This is a genomic window from Azospira inquinata (assembly GCF_018905915.1).
Lineage (GTDB): Bacteria > Pseudomonadota > Gammaproteobacteria > Burkholderiales > Rhodocyclaceae > Azospira > Azospira inquinata.
Genome location: NZ_CP064782.1, coordinates 2090932 through 2105137, shown reverse-complemented (window position 1 = coordinate 2105137; position 14206 = coordinate 2090932). Strand labels below are relative to the sequence as shown.

The window sequence follows — 14206 nt, the reverse complement described above, 5'->3', positions numbered from 1 at the left end:
TTTTAGCAACAGTAAATTGCTTTACGCCATGTTTATCACCATACAAGAAAACAATATAGTTCATCCCCATCAACACCCCACACGGAAAAGGAAGCACACCATGAACATCGTTATCCTGGGCACCGGCAATATGGCTTCCGGCCTGGCCAAACAGATCAGCAAAGCCGGACACCGGCTCCACATCGTCGGCCGGCATCCGGATAAGGCCACGGCCCTAGCCGCCCGGGTGGGGGCCACGGCGGTAGCGGCTGGGGAAGCCGCCGCCAAGGCCGAAGTGATCATTGTGGCCACCGGCTATCCGGAAGCCCTGCCGGCCCTGGGGGCGCTGGGAGACCTGACGGGTAAGGTGGTGGTGGATATCACCAATCCCCTGACGGCGGACTTCATGGGCCTGACCCTGGGCCACAGCACCTCCGCCGCCGAGGAAATCGCCAAGGCCCTGCCCGGTGCCCAGGTGGTCAAGGCCTTCAACACGGTGTTCGCCCAGGTCCTGGAAGAAGGGCCGGATTTCGGCAATGGCCAGGTGGTGCCAGTGTTCTACGCCGGAGACAGCGAGCGGGCCCGGGAAACGGTGCGGGTACTGATCGAAAGCCTGGGCTTTCGCCCGGTGGCCGCCGGCGGCCTGAAAAACGCCCGCTACCTGGAACCTCTGGCCGGGCTCAACATCTATTTCGGCTATGGGGCAGGCCAGGGCACGGCCATCGCCCCCACCTGGATCAGCCGCCAGTAAGCCTGCCCCACGGACCTTCCGGAAAGGACGCCACCATGCTCCCCAGCCTCTTCGTCTCCCACGGTTCCCCCACCTTCGCCCTGGAACCGGGCCGGGTCGGCCCCCTGCTCCACGCCCTGGGCCACCAACTGGAACGGCCCCGGGCCATCCTGGTGGTCTCCCCCCACTGGCAGACCCGGCAGGTAGAAGTGGGCCTGACGGCCCGTCCGGATACCATCCACGATTTTGGCGGCTTTCCCGAAGTCCTGTACCAGCTCCAGTATCCGGCCCCCGGCGCTCCGGGCGTCGGCGCCGATGCCCTGACCCTCCTGCAAGCCGCCGGGATTCCGGCCAGGGCCAATCTTCAGCGGGGCCTGGACCATGGCGCCTGGGTGGTGCTCATGCATCTGTATCCGGACCATGACATTCCGGTCTTCCAGGTCTCCCTCACCCCGGACATGGATCCCCGGGCCACCTATGCCCTGGGCCAGGCCCTGGCCCCCCTGGGCAAGCAAGGCGTCCTGCTCCTGGGCACCGGCGGCATCACCCATAACCTTTACGATTTCCGTATGGGCATGGGGGGCACCCTGGCCTATGTGCCCGCCTTTGCGGAATGGCTGGCCCGGACCATGGCGGCGGGGGACCTGGAGTCCCTGCTGGACTATCGCCGGCTGGCTCCGGAAGCGGTACGGGCCCATCCCACGGAGGAACACCTGCTGCCCCTCTTTTTCGCCCTGGGCGCCGCCGGGCCGGAATGGACCCAGGTCCTACGCCTGGAAGGGGGCATCGAATACGGCATGTTGAGCATGGACGCCTACCGCTTCGGCCCCGGGCCCGACCTGGGCCAGCTCCAAGCCGGGGCTGGTCAAACCAGCGCGGTGGACCTAGCCTAAGCTTTTTATCCAGAAAGCCCATGATGCCCCCCACCCTCACCGCCCTCACCCAGGAACTCTGGGACCGCCGCAGCCAAGGCCGTACCGGGCCCAAGCTCACCGAGCTGGACCCGGGACTCACCCTGGATCAGGCCTACGCCATCCAGGACCAGCTCCTGGCCCAGACCCTGGCGGAGGGTGAACAGCTGGGGGGACGCAAGGCTGGGCTCACCTCCGCCGTCAAAATGCGCCAGGCCGGGGTGGATCAGCCCATCTTCGGCTTTCTCGCCGTCGGCTGGGCTCTGGAAAACGGAGGCACCCTGCCCCCCGGGCAGCTGATCCAGCCCCGGGTAGAAGGGGAAATCTGCTTTATCACCGGCGCCCCCCTGGCGGCCCCGGACTGCACGCCGGCCACCGCCCTGAACGCGGTGGCCCAGGTGGCCCTGGGCATCGAGATCGTGGATTCCCGCTACCCGGGCTACCGCTTCGACCTGCCCTCCGTGGTGGCGGACAACTGCTCCTCCGGCGCCTACGTGCTGGGGCAAGGGGTACCCCTGGGGGACCTGGGCCACCCGGACCGGCTGGAGGCAGAAGCCCTGAGCCTGGGGCGGAACGGCCAGCCCCTAGCCTCCGGTGTGGGGGCCGATGTACTGGGCCATCCGGCGGCGGCCCTGGCCACCCTGGTCCGCCATCTGGCAGGGCGGGGACAAAGCCTGCCCCCGGCCTCCCTGGTCTTTGCCGGGGCCGTCACCCCGGCTTTCGACGTCCAGGCAGGGGACACCATTACCCTGAGTTCCCCCCGCCTGGGCCAGGTGCGCTGTACCTTTGGCGCCACCTCATAACCACAACCCTTATCCCCTTTACCCCTGGAGAAATCATGACCCATCAACGCTATACCGCTCCCGCCATCGCCCTGCACTGGCTGGTGGCCCTGGGCATGCTGGGCGCCTTCGTGGTCGGCGTCTATATGCACGACCTGCCCCTCAGCCCCTGGAAGCTGAAGATTTACTCCTACCACAAGTGGGTCGGCGTCACCGTCTTCCTCCTGGCCCTGATCCGCATACTCTGGCGCCTCACCCACCGTCCCCCAGTCCTGCCCCTGACCATGCCCCTGTGGCAACGGGTGGCGGCGGAAGGGATGCATCACCTGCTCTACCTGCTCATGTTCGCCATTCCCCTCACGGGCTGGCTGATGAGTTCCGCCAAGGGCTTTCAGACCGTCTATCTGGGTCTAGTCCCCCTGCCCGATCTGCTGGCCAAGAACCCCACCCTGGGGGATCAGCTGAAGGAAGTCCATGAAGCCCTGAACTTTCTCATGATCGCCCTGGTGGCCGGCCACGCGGGCGCCGCCATCAAGCACCACCTGGTGGATAAGGACGACGTGCTGACCCGCATGCTGCCCTTCCACAAGTAGTAAGCACGGCCATCTTTAAAAGGAGAACAAAATGATCCGCTTTACCCCCAACGCTCTGATGCTGGCCGCCGCCCTGGCTGCCCTGCCCCTGACCCCCATGGTGATGGGCACGGCCCAGGCCGCCCCGGCCGTCACCTACAACGCCGTCCAGCCCGCCCAAAGCCACCTGGGCTTTGTCTTCAAGCAAATGAATGTGCCGGTGGAAGGCAAATTCAACCGCTTTGCCGCCCAGATCGACTTCAACCCGGCCAAGCCGGAAGCGGGCCATGCCGCCTTTACCGTGGATATCGCCAGCATTGACGCCGGTTCCGCCGAGGCCAACGGGGAAGTGGTGGGCAAAAACTGGTTCAACGCCAAAGCCTTTCCCCAAGCCAAGTTCGTCTCCACGGGCATCAAAGCCCTGGGGGGCAACCGCTATCAGGTCGCCGGCAACCTGACCATCAAGGGCCGCAGCCGCCCGGTGGCGGCCCCCTTCACCTTCACGGCCCAGGGGGCCCAAGGGGCCTTTGACGGCGGCTTTGTCCTGAAGCGGGCCGATTTCGGCCTGGGCGAAGGGGAATGGGCCGATTTCAGCACCGTTGCCAACGACATCCAGATCAAGGTTCACCTGCTGGCCGGCGGTTCTCCGGCCAAGAAGTAATCCCGTCATCACCATAATTTTTTTACCCCTAGGAGAAAACCCCATGAAACGTTTCACCCAACTCGCCCTCGCCACCGCCTTTGCCGCCACCGCCCTGCCTGCCCTGGCCGCGCCGGACACCTTCATCATCGACACCACCCACACCTTCCCCCGCTTTTCCTACAGCCACTTCGGCTATTCCACCCAGCTCTCCCGCTTTGACAAGACCAGCGGCAAAATCACCATCGACCGGGCGGCCAAGACCGGCAGCGTGGATGTGACCATCGACATGAAGTCCGTGGATACGGGCTACAGCGTCTTCAACGGCCACATCCAAGGGGAAGATTTCCTGGATACGGCCAAGTACCCCACCGCCACCTTCAAGTCCTCCAAGGTCAAGTTTGACGGGGACAAAGTGGTGGCTGTGGACGGCAATCTGACCATCAAGGGCATCACCAAGCCGGTCACCCTCACCGTCACCTCCTTCAAGTGCATGCCCCATCCCATGCTGAAGAAGGAAGCCTGCGGCGCCAACGCCTCTACGGTAATCAAGCGCACCGAGTTCAACGCCGGCAAGTACGCCCCCTACGTGAGCGACGAAGTGACCCTGGATATCGCCGTGGAAGCGGTGCACGAATAAGGGCCCACGCCCTGGCCCGCCCTCCCGGGCGGGTTCCCCCCGGGGGCGGCGGCTGTTCTCCCGCCGCCCCCGGACCCTGCCATTTCCCCCCCTACCCAAACCAGCCTAAAATGCCCTCCGCACCGCCTTCCCCAGGGGAAAGCGCCGGCGCCCGGCGGACAGGCCGCCCGAATACACAAAAAAACCCGGCCGGGCCCCTCGGGCACCGCGCCCCGCGAGAACAGCCATGCCCCAGTCCCACTTTTCCGAACCGGTCTCCGACCTCACCCTGCACTATCGCCAGCACCTGCCCGTGCCCCAGCGCCCCCGGGGCGGCGTACTGCTCCTCCACGGGGTGGGCGGCAACGAAACCAGCCTGGCCGCCCTGGCCAACTGTCTGGACCCCACCCTGGCCATTGCCCTGGTGCGCGCCCCCTTTCTCCTGGCCCCGGGCCAGTTCGGCTGGTTCACCGTGCAATTTCATAGTGACGGCCCCCATATCGATCCGGGCCAGGCGGACGCCAGCCGCTTGAAGCTGGACCAGTTCATCCAGGAATGGCAACGCCGCTACGGCCTAAAGCCGGAGCAAACCCTCATCGCCGGTTTCAGCCAGGGGGGCATCATGAGCGCCAGCCTGGCCCTCACCCGGCCCCAGCGGGTCGCAGGCTTCGCCTGCCTGTCCGGACGCATCCTGCCGGAAATCGAAAAGGAACTGGCCCCCCCGGAAGCCCTGGCCCACCTCCAGGCCTTCGTCGCCCACGGCCGCCAGGACAGCAAGCTCCCCGTCACCTGGGCCCTCAAGGCCGACGCCCTGCTGCATCGCCTGCAACTGGAACACGGCACCCACCTCTACCCGGCGGACCACGAAATCACCCCCCGGATGGTGGAGGATTTCCGGGACTGGGTGGATAGCATCCTATGAAGAAGGAGAATAATTCATTCCTTCAAAGCATCCCAATCTACTTTTTCTTTCTGAATTTTAAAATCTCGGAATGAAATTTTAGATTTAAAAATTTCAACGCTCGGCAATAGGCCAATTTCTTCCAGGGTCTTTTTAATGTATTGCGCACTCTCCTCGCAATAACAGCCTAGAATGACTTCGCAAAGCCTCATACCTTCAGGAAACTTCATAAATAGCATAGAGTCTTCCTGCGACAAATCACATTCTTCAGGAAGACTTACAAAGCAACGCCACTCCCGCTCATAGTGCCAATCGACAAACTTAGTCCTACGTAGTAATTCTCTTAATTTCAGTATTCTGTCTATAGTCATCTGCAAATCCCAGTCCACTTCTGGGCAACCACTTTTGTACTCCATTTGCTCAAGAAAATCGCTGGAGCACTCAAACCCTAAACAAATTCCCCGGAATTTGTCAGCGTAATGTCCCCACATTAGCGGATTATCAAAACACTCAGAGAAACTCACAAAAGCACAACCTTTATCATTATCTTCCTTCGCCGATAGCAAGGCATTCCTTACATTTTCCCGCTCCTCATCAACAGCAACAGAAAGCAATTCATAGACATCATTTACCTCAGAAAACCGCGACAACTTAATGTGTTGGTTTCTAATATCATCTATCGCATTTGATGCTTTCGTAAAGTAATAAACACGCATTACTCAACGCCTCGGTTCCGTCAAAGAGGAATTAACTTAGCATAAAAAAACCGCCGCACTCCCTGGGGAGGCGGCGGTTTTTTGTTCCCCGATCCGGGGAAATCAGCGCTTCTTGAATTCCTTGTGGCATTCCTGGCAGGCGTTGTGGACCGCTTTGTAGGCGGGTTTGATCTTATCCAGATCCTTGGTCTCCGCCACCTGGGCCAGGCGGGCGGTGGCGTCCAGAAATTCCTGGCGCTCCTGGTTAAATTTGGCCGTATTGCTCCACACGTCGGCGGTGGCGTGGGTGGGGGGGTAATTGGTGTCCGGGCGGAAATAATCCCAGGGTTTGGGAGCATTGGCCGCCAGGGTCTTGGACAGGGTGAGGAAACGGTCGGCGTCGTATTTGTCGTCCCGCAACATCACCCCCATGGGTTCAAAAGCCTTAAGAATGGCTTTAAAGGCCGCCTGGCGGTGGGCCACGGGCTGGCCGGGGCGGGTGTCCTGGGGTTCGCCGCAGGCGGCCAGGAGGGAGGCGGCGACCAGGGCGGAGGCAAGCAAGCGATAAGACATGGTGTAACGCTATCCTTTACGCAAACAAGAAACGGACAAGGGTCGGGGGCGGCAACCGCCGCCTCCCCGACCGGGAGAAAAACCAGGGGCCCACCGGGGTGGTCAAACCATCCACATCAAGCGCTTTTTCCGATCCTAGCCCGTCTGGCTGCCGGGCAACTGACCGGGCCCCAGGAGGCATCAGGCTTGGGGGGGCAGACATTCCACCTCCCGGCCCAGACGCCGTCCCCAGATCAGGCAACCGGCCAGGATCAGTAGGCCGCAAGCCGCCAGGGTAATCCGCACCCCCAGGGCCTCCGCCACCAGACCGATGGCCAGACTGCCCAGGGGGGCGACCCCCAGGAAGGCGATGGAAAAGAGGGCCATGACCCGACCCCGCAGGGCGTCGCTGACGTGGAACTGGATCAGGGTATTGCTGCCCGCCACGGTGACGATGGTGCAGAACCCCAGGAGCATCACCGCCGGATAGGCCAGAAACAGGGAGGGGGAAAGAATAAAGGCGGTCAGGGCCACCCCGGCCAGAGGCACGGAGAAGGCCAGGGTACGGGGTAATTCATCCACCCCAGCCCGGCTGGCCAGATAGAGACTGGCCCCCAGGGCACCGACCCCGCCAAAACCCACCAGCAGGCCGAAGATACGGGCATCGCCACCAAAAATTTCCCGGGTCACCAGGGGCATGAGCACCCCGTAGGGGGTAATGAAGAAACTTACCGCCGCCACGATCAGAAGCAGGCTGCGAATGGGCCGGTGGCCCCGGCAATAGTCCACGCCCTGGCGCAGGGCCGCCCAGGTTTCCTGCCGCTCCCCCTGGACCGGTAGGGGGCGCCAGTGCATGGCCAGGAGGGCCAGGATCACCGCCAGATAGGACAGGGCGTTGAGCAGAAAGCAGACCACTTCCCCGGTGAGGGCGATGAGAAATCCCGCCAGGGCCGGGCCGACGAAGCGGGTGGAATTCATCATGAAAGAATTGAGGGCGATAGCGTTGGGCAGATCGTCCTTGTCATCCACCAGCTTCACCGCAATGGACTGGCGGGCGGGCATATCCAGGGCATTGATACAGCCCAGGCCGAAGGCCAGCAGCACCAGCAGGGGAGCGTTGATCCAGCCTTTCCAAGTCAGCAGGGCGAGGGCCAGGGCCTGGATCATGGAGAGAGACTGGGTCCACAACAGCACCCGGCGCCGGTCAAAGCGGTCAGACCAGACCCCCCCCAGGGCGCCGAACAGGAGGATGGGCAACTGGCTGGCAAAGCCGATGGTGCCCAGCAGGGCGGCGGAACCGGTGAGCCGGTAGGCCAGCCAACTCATGGCGATCTGCTGCATCCAGGTGCCCGCCATGGACACCAGCTGGCCCAGGAAATAGCACCGGTAGTTATAGCTGCGCAGAGCGCGGAGGAAGTTGGGAAAGGCCATGGGAGGGCAAGGGTAGCGTGGCCGCCCCATGGCGACAAGGGGCCAAATGTAACGGCGCCAGGCCCCTGTTTCTCCGCCGTTTTTCAGTAAGCCGGTTGTAAGTATCCAGCCCCATAGTGCATTCCGTAAAGCCGGATTCCCGCCGGTTTTTTCCGGATTATTAGGAGGAGACAAATGAACCAAGAAGAGCTTTCACGGCGCATTCGGGCCAACCCGAAGTTCCACGAGCTGAAAAACAAGCGCAACAGCTTCGGCTGGCTACTGACGGTGATTACCCTGGTCGTCTATTACGGCTACATCCTGACCATCGCCTTCGACAAGGGCATCCTGGCCCAGAAACTCTCGGATACCGGGGTCATGACCCTGGGCATTCCGGTGGGCGTGGGCATCATCGTTTTCACCATTCTCATTACCGGTTTGTACGTGCGCCGCGCCAACAGCGAGTTTGACGCCCTGACCGAACAAATCGTCCAGGAGGAGATGAATAAATGAAAAAACTGACCACCAGTCTCTCTCTGGCCCTGCTGGGGCTTATGAGCTCCCCGGTCTGGGCCTCGGCCATTGAAGGCCAGACCGTGAAGCAGGCCACCAACTGGACGGCCATTATCATGTTCGGCGCCTTCGTTCTCCTCACCCTGTTCATTACCAAGTGGGCGGCGGGCCGGACCAAGACGGCGGCGGACTTCTACACCGCCGGAGGGGGCATCACCGGCTTCCAGAACGGTCTGGCCATCGCCGGGGACTACATGTCCGCCGCTTCCTTCCTGGGGATTTCCGCCGCCGTGTTCTCCAACGGCTACGACGGCCTGATCTACTCCATCGGCTTCCTGGTGGGCTGGCCCGTGATCATGTTCCTCATGGCGGAACGGCTGCGTAACCTGGGCAAATTCACCTTTGCCGACGTGGCGGCCTACCGCTTCCAGGCCAAGCCCATCCGGGCCCTGGCGGCCTCCGGCACCCTGGTGGTGGTGGCTTTCTACCTGATCGCCCAGATGGTGGGTGCGGGCCAGCTGATCAAGCTGCTCTTCGGCCTGGACTACACCTACGCGGTAGTGATCGTGGGCGCCCTGATGATGATCTACGTGCTCTTCGGTGGCATGACCGCCACCACCTGGGTGCAGATCATCAAGGCCTGCCTGCTCCTGGCTGGCGCCTCCTTCATGGCCTTCATGGTCCTGGCCGCCTTCCACATGAGCCCGGAAGCCCTCTTTGCCAAGGCCGTGGAAGTCCATAAAAAGCACGACGCCATCATGGGCCCGGGCACCTTCATCAAGGACCCCATCTCTGCCATCTCCTTCGGCATGGCCCTGATGTTCGGTACCGCCGGTCTGCCCCACATCCTGATGCGCTTCTTCACCGTGCCGGATGCCAAGGAAGCCCGGAAGTCCGTGTTCTGGGCCACCACCTGGATTGGCTACTTCTACATCCTGACCTTCATCATCGGCTTCGGCGCCATCGTGCTGGTGGGTACCAATCCCCAGTTCCTGGATGACAAGGGCGGTCTCATCGGCGGCGGCAACATGGCGGCTATCCACCTGGCCAATGCGGTGGGCGGCAACGTGTTCCTGGGCTTCATCTCCGCCGTCGCCTTCGCCACCATCCTGGCGGTGGTCGCCGGTCTGACCCTGTCCGGTGCCACGGCGGTGTCCCACGACCTGTACGCCTCCGTGTTCTGCCAGGGCAAGGCGGACGGTGCTGCGGAAATGCGGGTGTCCAAGATCACCACCATTGCCCTGGGCATTGTGGCGGTGGTGCTGGGCATCGTCTTCGAGAAGCAGAACGTGGCCTTCATGGTGTCCCTGGCCTTCGCCATCGCCGCCTCCGCCAACTTCCCGGTGCTCTTCATGTCCGTACTGTGGAAGAACTGCACCACCAAGGGCGCCTTCTACGGTGGCTTCCTGGGCCTGATCACCGCCGTGGTGCTGACGGTGCTGTCCAAGTCCATCTGGGTGGATGTGCTGGGGAACGCCAAGGAAATCTTCCCCTACACCTCCCCGGCCCTGTTCTCCATGGCAGCGGGCTTCATCGGCATCTGGCTGTTTTCCATCCTGGACCAAAGCGCCCAGGCCCGGAAAGAACGGGAAAGCTACGAAGACCAGGAAATCCGCTCCGAAACGGGCATTGGCGCCGCCGCGGCGAGCAGCCACTAAGGCAAAAGATTCCGACCCCAAACCGAAAGCAATTTCGGTCCTCCCGCCCGGGCCCCGTGCCCGGGTTTTTTTTGCCTGCTTTCCGGAGAGGGGTGGGGATGTTCCGGGGATTTTCCGTGGGACAAGAAGGGGGGACGGGTGCCCCTACCCCCAGACTGCGCTACGAACACCCCTGGCTGGTAGGGGGGACTGGGAGGCGGGAGGCGGAGGGGCGGAGGGGCGGGAAGCGAGGGTTGGGGCGTCATTCCCCCCCCGTTCCCCTCAGAAACTGGCCGCCGTCTCCCGCCAGTCCCACCTGTCCCCTACAGCCCCTGCCCTGGCATCAGGCCTGGGCAGGGACCCGGTGCTGGTGGCCGATGCGCAGCACCAGCACCGCTGCCACCAGTCCCAGCCCGCCCGCCATCATGGTGGCCAGGGTGTAATTGCCCAGGGAACTGCGCAGCAGGCCTCCCAGGAGGGCGGCAAAAGCGGCTCCCAGCTGGTGACCGGCCACAATCCAGCCGAACACCACCGGGGCGTCCTTGGCACCGAAGACCTGATGGGTCAGGCGCACCGTGGGGGGCACGGTGGCCACCCAGTCCAGGCCGTAGAACAGGGCAAACAGGGGCAGGCCGAAGTAGGTGATGCCGAAGGCCAGGGGCAGATAGATGAGGGCCAGGCCCCGCAGGCCGTAGTACCAGCACAGCAGATAGCGGTTATTCCAACGATCCGACAGCCAGCCGGACAGGGTGGTGCCCAGCAGATCCAATACCCCCATGGCCGCCAGCATGCCCGCCCCCTTGATCTGGCTCAGGCCGTTGTCCGAGCACATGGCAATGAAATGGGTGCCGATATAGCCATTGGTAGTGGCGCCGCAGATAAAAAAGCTGAAAAACAGCAGCCAGAAATCGGGCACCCGCACCGCCCGGGCCAAAGCAGAAAAAGCCAGGGCCACGGGATGCTGGCGGCTGGCCGGGGCCCCCTCCTCCGCCCCCGGGTCCGCCCCATAGGGGGCCAGGCCCACCGCCGCCGGTGATTCCGGCAACAGGGCGTACACCAAAGGCAACACGACGGCCACCGCCAGGGCCACGGTCCAAACCACGGTCTGCCAGCCATAGCGCTCCACCACCCAGGCCAGGGCGGGCAAAAAGACCAGCTGGCCCGCCGCCGAGCTGGCGGTCAGCAGGCCCATGGCCAGCCCCCGCCGGGTAACGAACCAGCGATTGACCACGGAGGCCCCCAGGGTCATGGCCGTCACCCCGGTGGCGCTGCCCACCAACAGGCCCCAGGACAGGCCCAGCTGCCAGCGCTCCGCCATCCAGCCGGATGCGGCCACGGCAACGGCCAGCAGGCCCAGGGCCAGGAGCACGGTGCGGCGCAGGCCGAAACGGATCATGGCCGCCGCAGCAAAGGGCCCCACCAGCCCAAACAGGGCCAGATTCACGGAAAGGGCCAGGGAAATGGTGCTCCGGCTCCAGCCGAAGGCCTGCTCCAGGGGCACCATGAGCACACTGGGGGTGGCCCGGGTGCCGGCAGTTACCAACATCACCAGAAAGGTGACGGCCACCACCACCCAGGCGTAATGGAAGGAAGCAGGGGCGGCCCCATGGGGGCGGGGAACGGGGAAACGGGGCATGGGTATTCCGGCGCGGGATGGTGAAGGGAAGACCCGGACGGGGGTAAAAAATTCCGTTCCTAAGTCTGGCCGGAGCAAGCTTAACGGAAAGGCGGGCTTTCCGTCTCTCCCCGGCCCTTTCGGTGGGGGCTGGGGTTGCGGGTTGCGGGTTGCGGGTTGCGGGTTGCGGGTTGCGGGTTGCGGGTTGCGGGTTGCGGGTTGCGGTTGCGGTTGCGGTTGCGGTTGCGGTTGCGGTTGCAGTTGCAGTTGCAGTTGCAGTTGCAGTTGCAGTTGCGGTTGCGGTCGGCAGCAGGCTAAACGGTCGGGCTTCCGCCCCAAGTTCCACTGTTTCTGCCCGGGATCAGGCCCTTTGCCCCACCTCGTCCCGGTCTGCCGCTCCCGATTCCCGGACGGGTAATTCGATGCGGATCACCAGACCGCCGCTGCGCCGGTTGCCCCCCTGGATGGTGCCCCCATGGGCCTGAATCACCTGCTGGGTGATGGCCAGGCCCAGGCCGTAGCCCGACTGTTCGTCCCCATCCCGCCGCCCCCGGTCTTCCCGGAAACGGACGAAGGGATCGAATATGGATTTGAGGGCGGCCTCCGGTATGCCCGGGCCGTCGTCCGCCACCTCCACCACCAGCCGGTCCCCCTCCCGGCGAGCCTGGACCCCTACCTCCGTACCGTCGAAGGTGTAGCGGATGGCGTTGCGGATTACGTTTTCAAAGGCCCGCAGCAGCAGTTCGGGGCAACCGGAAACGGTCATGTCCCCGGCCACTTCCAGGCTCACCCGGCAGTGGCGCCGCTCTGCTTCAAAGGCCGCATCCGCCGCCACATCCCGGAGCAGGTCCCCCACATCCACCGGCTCCAGATGGAGGGGATAGGCCCCCACTTCCAGGCGGGAAAGGGTGAGGAGTTCATCCACTAGCCGCTCGATGCGCTCCGACTCCCGCTGGATACGTACCAGGCTGGCCCCTTCCTTGTCCGGCTGCTGTTGGGCCAGGTCAATGGCCAGCTGGATGCGGGCCAGGGGCGAGCGGATTTCGTGGGACACGTCGTGGAGCAGGCGGCGCTGGCTGTTGAGCAGCACATCCAGCTGCTCCGCCGTGCGGTCAAAATCCCGGCTGAGTTGGGCCAGCTCGTCTCGCCGCCCCTGTAATGCGGGGCCCAGGCGCACGTCGAAGCGGCCCTTGGCCACCGCCCCCAGGGCCCGACGCAGGCCCTCGATGGGCTTGGCCATATTGCGGGCCAGGAGAAAGGCGAAAATCAGGCCGAACACCACCCCCACTCCCAGGGGCAGCAGGGGGAAGTCCCGATGCCGGGGAGGCCGCTCCCCAGGGTAGGGGGGCAGGGGTGGCGGGTGGGATTCTTCAAAAAGAAAGGGGCGCCGACCGGGCAGGGGCATGGGTTCCCCCCCCGGGGGCGGCATCTGGCGGAGCATGTGGCGCCCCGGTTCGTGGAGCCAGAAGAGAAAGCCCACGGCCCCCACGGTGAGCATTTGGGTCACCAGGATCGCGGCAAAAAATTTCCAGAACAGGCGCCCCACGGCTCACTCCCGGATTAGCTGGTAACCCTGGCGAAACACGGTCTGGATGCAGGAGCGGCCATCGGCCAGGGGCCCCAGCTTTTCCCGGATGCGGCTCAGGTGCACTTCGATGCTTCGATCAAATTTATTCAGGGGCCGCCCCAGCCCTACTTCCGAGAGGCTTTTTTTGCTCACAATGCGCCCCGCCTCCCGGGCCAGTACCTCCAGCAAATTGAACTCCGTGCTAGTGAGATTGAGGGGGGCGCCCCGCCACTGGGCTTTGCGCTGTTCCGGCCAGAGGAGCAGATCCCCGGCCTGGATCACCGCCGGGTTTTCCCCCTCCGCCGGTTCCGTGCGGCGCAGAATGGCCCGGATGCGGGCGGTCAGTTCCCGGGCCGTGCAGGGCTTGGGCACGTAGTCGTCCGCCCCCAGCTCCAGGCCCGTGATGCGGCTGGCATCATCCCCCTTGGCGGTTAGCATGAGCACGGGCAGGGAGCTGCGCTGGCGCAGGTGTTTGAGCACCTCAATACCGCTCATACGGGGCATCATCACATCCAGCACCACCAGGGAATATTCCCCGCTGATCGCCCGGGCCAGCCCCACTTCCCCGCTATAGGCCGTGTCCACGGCAAAGCCCTCGATGCTCAGATACTCCTTGAGCATATCCACCAATTCCACGTCGTCGTCCACCAGTAAAACCTTGCTCATGGCTTGCCCGCTTCCCCTCTTGGCTCAATCTTGTCTGGGGGAATGATAGCCAAGCTCCCTGACCGCATCAGGCGGTAAAGCCAATCTTTAGAAGTTTTTACACTTGCCCCCGCCCCAGGCAGGCAAAGCGGCAATATTTGCCGAAAGCGGCCATTTTTTCCATTTACATCGCAAAAATCAGGGGCAAACACCAGTTTTTCACAAAATCCGTACCTTTTCCCTGCGATTTTTCCCGCTCGCTGGCCACACATGGGAATTTTGTTAACAATTTTTTAACCGGCTTAACCAAAACAGGCCAAATTTCCTCCCGATTCAGGCCGAAATATTGCCTATTAGTCTCCACCAAGCCCGGTTTCCTCTCACCAGGACGGACACCGGCAAAGAACGGTCATCCCCCGGGGGAACACTTTCAACCTG

General features: G+C 63.3%; 16 protein-coding genes. 9 read left to right on the top strand and 7 right to left on the bottom strand.

Annotation, left to right across the window (positions count from 1 at the left end; all coding sequences use genetic code 11):
• Positions 1 to 100: 100 nt before the first annotated feature.
• The 7 genes from Azoinq_RS09690 (at position 101) to Azoinq_RS09660 (ending at position 5155) form a co-directional block, all read left to right on the top strand.
• Positions 101 to 730, top strand: a complete 630-nt coding sequence (locus Azoinq_RS09690; RefSeq protein WP_216129605.1) for an NADPH-dependent F420 reductase — start codon at positions 101 to 103, stop codon at positions 728 to 730.
• 35 nt (positions 731 to 765) lie between these two features.
• A complete protein-coding gene (locus Azoinq_RS09685) occupies positions 766 to 1602 on the top strand; it encodes a DODA-type extradiol aromatic ring-opening family dioxygenase (protein WP_216129607.1) in 837 nt (278 codons plus the stop codon).
• 20 nt (positions 1603 to 1622) lie between these two features.
• Positions 1623 to 2423 carry a 2-keto-4-pentenoate hydratase gene (locus Azoinq_RS09680; RefSeq protein ID WP_216129609.1) on the top strand — a complete coding sequence of 267 codons (801 nt, stop codon included), beginning with the start codon at positions 1623 to 1625 and terminating at the stop codon, positions 2421 to 2423.
• A 35-nt stretch (positions 2424 to 2458) separates the two neighbouring features.
• The gene (locus tag Azoinq_RS09675; RefSeq protein ID WP_216129611.1) at positions 2459 to 2995 is read left to right on the top strand and encodes a cytochrome b; all 537 of its coding nucleotides are present in this window, start codon (positions 2459 to 2461) and stop codon (positions 2993 to 2995) included.
• Between the two features lie 31 nt (positions 2996 to 3026).
• A complete protein-coding gene (locus Azoinq_RS09670) occupies positions 3027 to 3635 on the top strand; it encodes a YceI family protein (RefSeq protein ID WP_216129613.1) in 609 nt (202 codons plus the stop codon).
• 43 nt (positions 3636 to 3678) lie between these two features.
• A complete protein-coding gene (locus tag Azoinq_RS09665; RefSeq protein WP_216129615.1) occupies positions 3679 to 4254 on the top strand; it encodes a YceI family protein in 576 nt (191 codons plus the stop codon).
• 226 nt (positions 4255 to 4480) lie between these two features.
• Positions 4481 to 5155, top strand: a complete 675-nt coding sequence (locus Azoinq_RS09660; RefSeq protein ID WP_216129617.1) for an alpha/beta hydrolase — start codon at positions 4481 to 4483, stop codon at positions 5153 to 5155.
• Between the two features lie 14 nt (positions 5156 to 5169).
• On the opposite strand, the gene Azoinq_RS09655 is transcribed toward Azoinq_RS09660, so the two are convergent.
• The 3 genes from Azoinq_RS09655 to Azoinq_RS09645 form a co-directional block, all read right to left on the bottom strand.
• Entirely contained in the window at positions 5170 to 5850 is a 681-nt protein-coding gene (locus Azoinq_RS09655) for a DUF2971 domain-containing protein (protein WP_216129619.1), read from the bottom strand.
• Between the two features lie 102 nt (positions 5851 to 5952).
• Entirely contained in the window at positions 5953 to 6402 is a 450-nt protein-coding gene (locus Azoinq_RS09650) for a c-type cytochrome (protein ID WP_216129621.1), read from the bottom strand.
• Positions 6403 to 6582: 180 nt separating this feature from the next.
• Positions 6583 to 7812 carry an MFS transporter gene (locus Azoinq_RS09645; protein ID WP_216129623.1) on the bottom strand — a complete coding sequence of 410 codons (1230 nt, stop codon included), beginning with the start codon at positions 7810 to 7812 and terminating at the stop codon, positions 6583 to 6585.
• A gap of 174 nt (positions 7813 to 7986) precedes the next feature.
• Here Azoinq_RS09645 and Azoinq_RS09640 point away from each other — a divergent pair, with 174 nt between their 5' ends.
• Positions 7987 to 8304: a DUF485 domain-containing protein gene (locus Azoinq_RS09640; RefSeq protein ID WP_216129625.1), complete on the top strand. Its 318-nt coding sequence runs from the start codon at positions 7987 to 7989 to the stop codon at positions 8302 to 8304.
• Between the two features lie 41 nt (positions 8305 to 8345).
• Complete coding sequence (locus Azoinq_RS09635) at positions 8346 to 9962, top strand: cation acetate symporter (protein WP_232368613.1); 1617 nt, start codon at positions 8346 to 8348, stop codon at positions 9960 to 9962.
• 322 nt (positions 9963 to 10284) lie between these two features.
• Here the strand turns inward: Azoinq_RS09635 and Azoinq_RS09630 are convergent, their stop codons facing one another.
• The 4 genes from Azoinq_RS09630 to Azoinq_RS09615 form a co-directional block, all read right to left on the bottom strand.
• Positions 10285 to 11577, bottom strand: a complete 1293-nt coding sequence (locus tag Azoinq_RS09630) for an MFS transporter (RefSeq protein ID WP_216129629.1) — start codon at positions 11575 to 11577, stop codon at positions 10285 to 10287.
• A gap of 340 nt (positions 11578 to 11917) precedes the next feature.
• On the bottom strand, positions 11918 to 13102 hold the full coding sequence (locus tag Azoinq_RS09625) for a HAMP domain-containing sensor histidine kinase (RefSeq protein ID WP_216129631.1): 1185 nt from the start codon (positions 13100 to 13102) through the stop codon (positions 11918 to 11920).
• Positions 13103 to 13105: 3 nt separating this feature from the next.
• Positions 13106 to 13789 carry a response regulator transcription factor gene (locus tag Azoinq_RS09620; RefSeq protein WP_216129633.1) on the bottom strand — a complete coding sequence of 228 codons (684 nt, stop codon included), beginning with the start codon at positions 13787 to 13789 and terminating at the stop codon, positions 13106 to 13108.
• A gap of 163 nt (positions 13790 to 13952) precedes the next feature.
• Entirely contained in the window at positions 13953 to 14135 is a 183-nt protein-coding gene (locus Azoinq_RS09615) for a hypothetical protein (protein WP_216129635.1), read from the bottom strand.
• Positions 14136 to 14206: the final 71 nt, after the last annotated feature.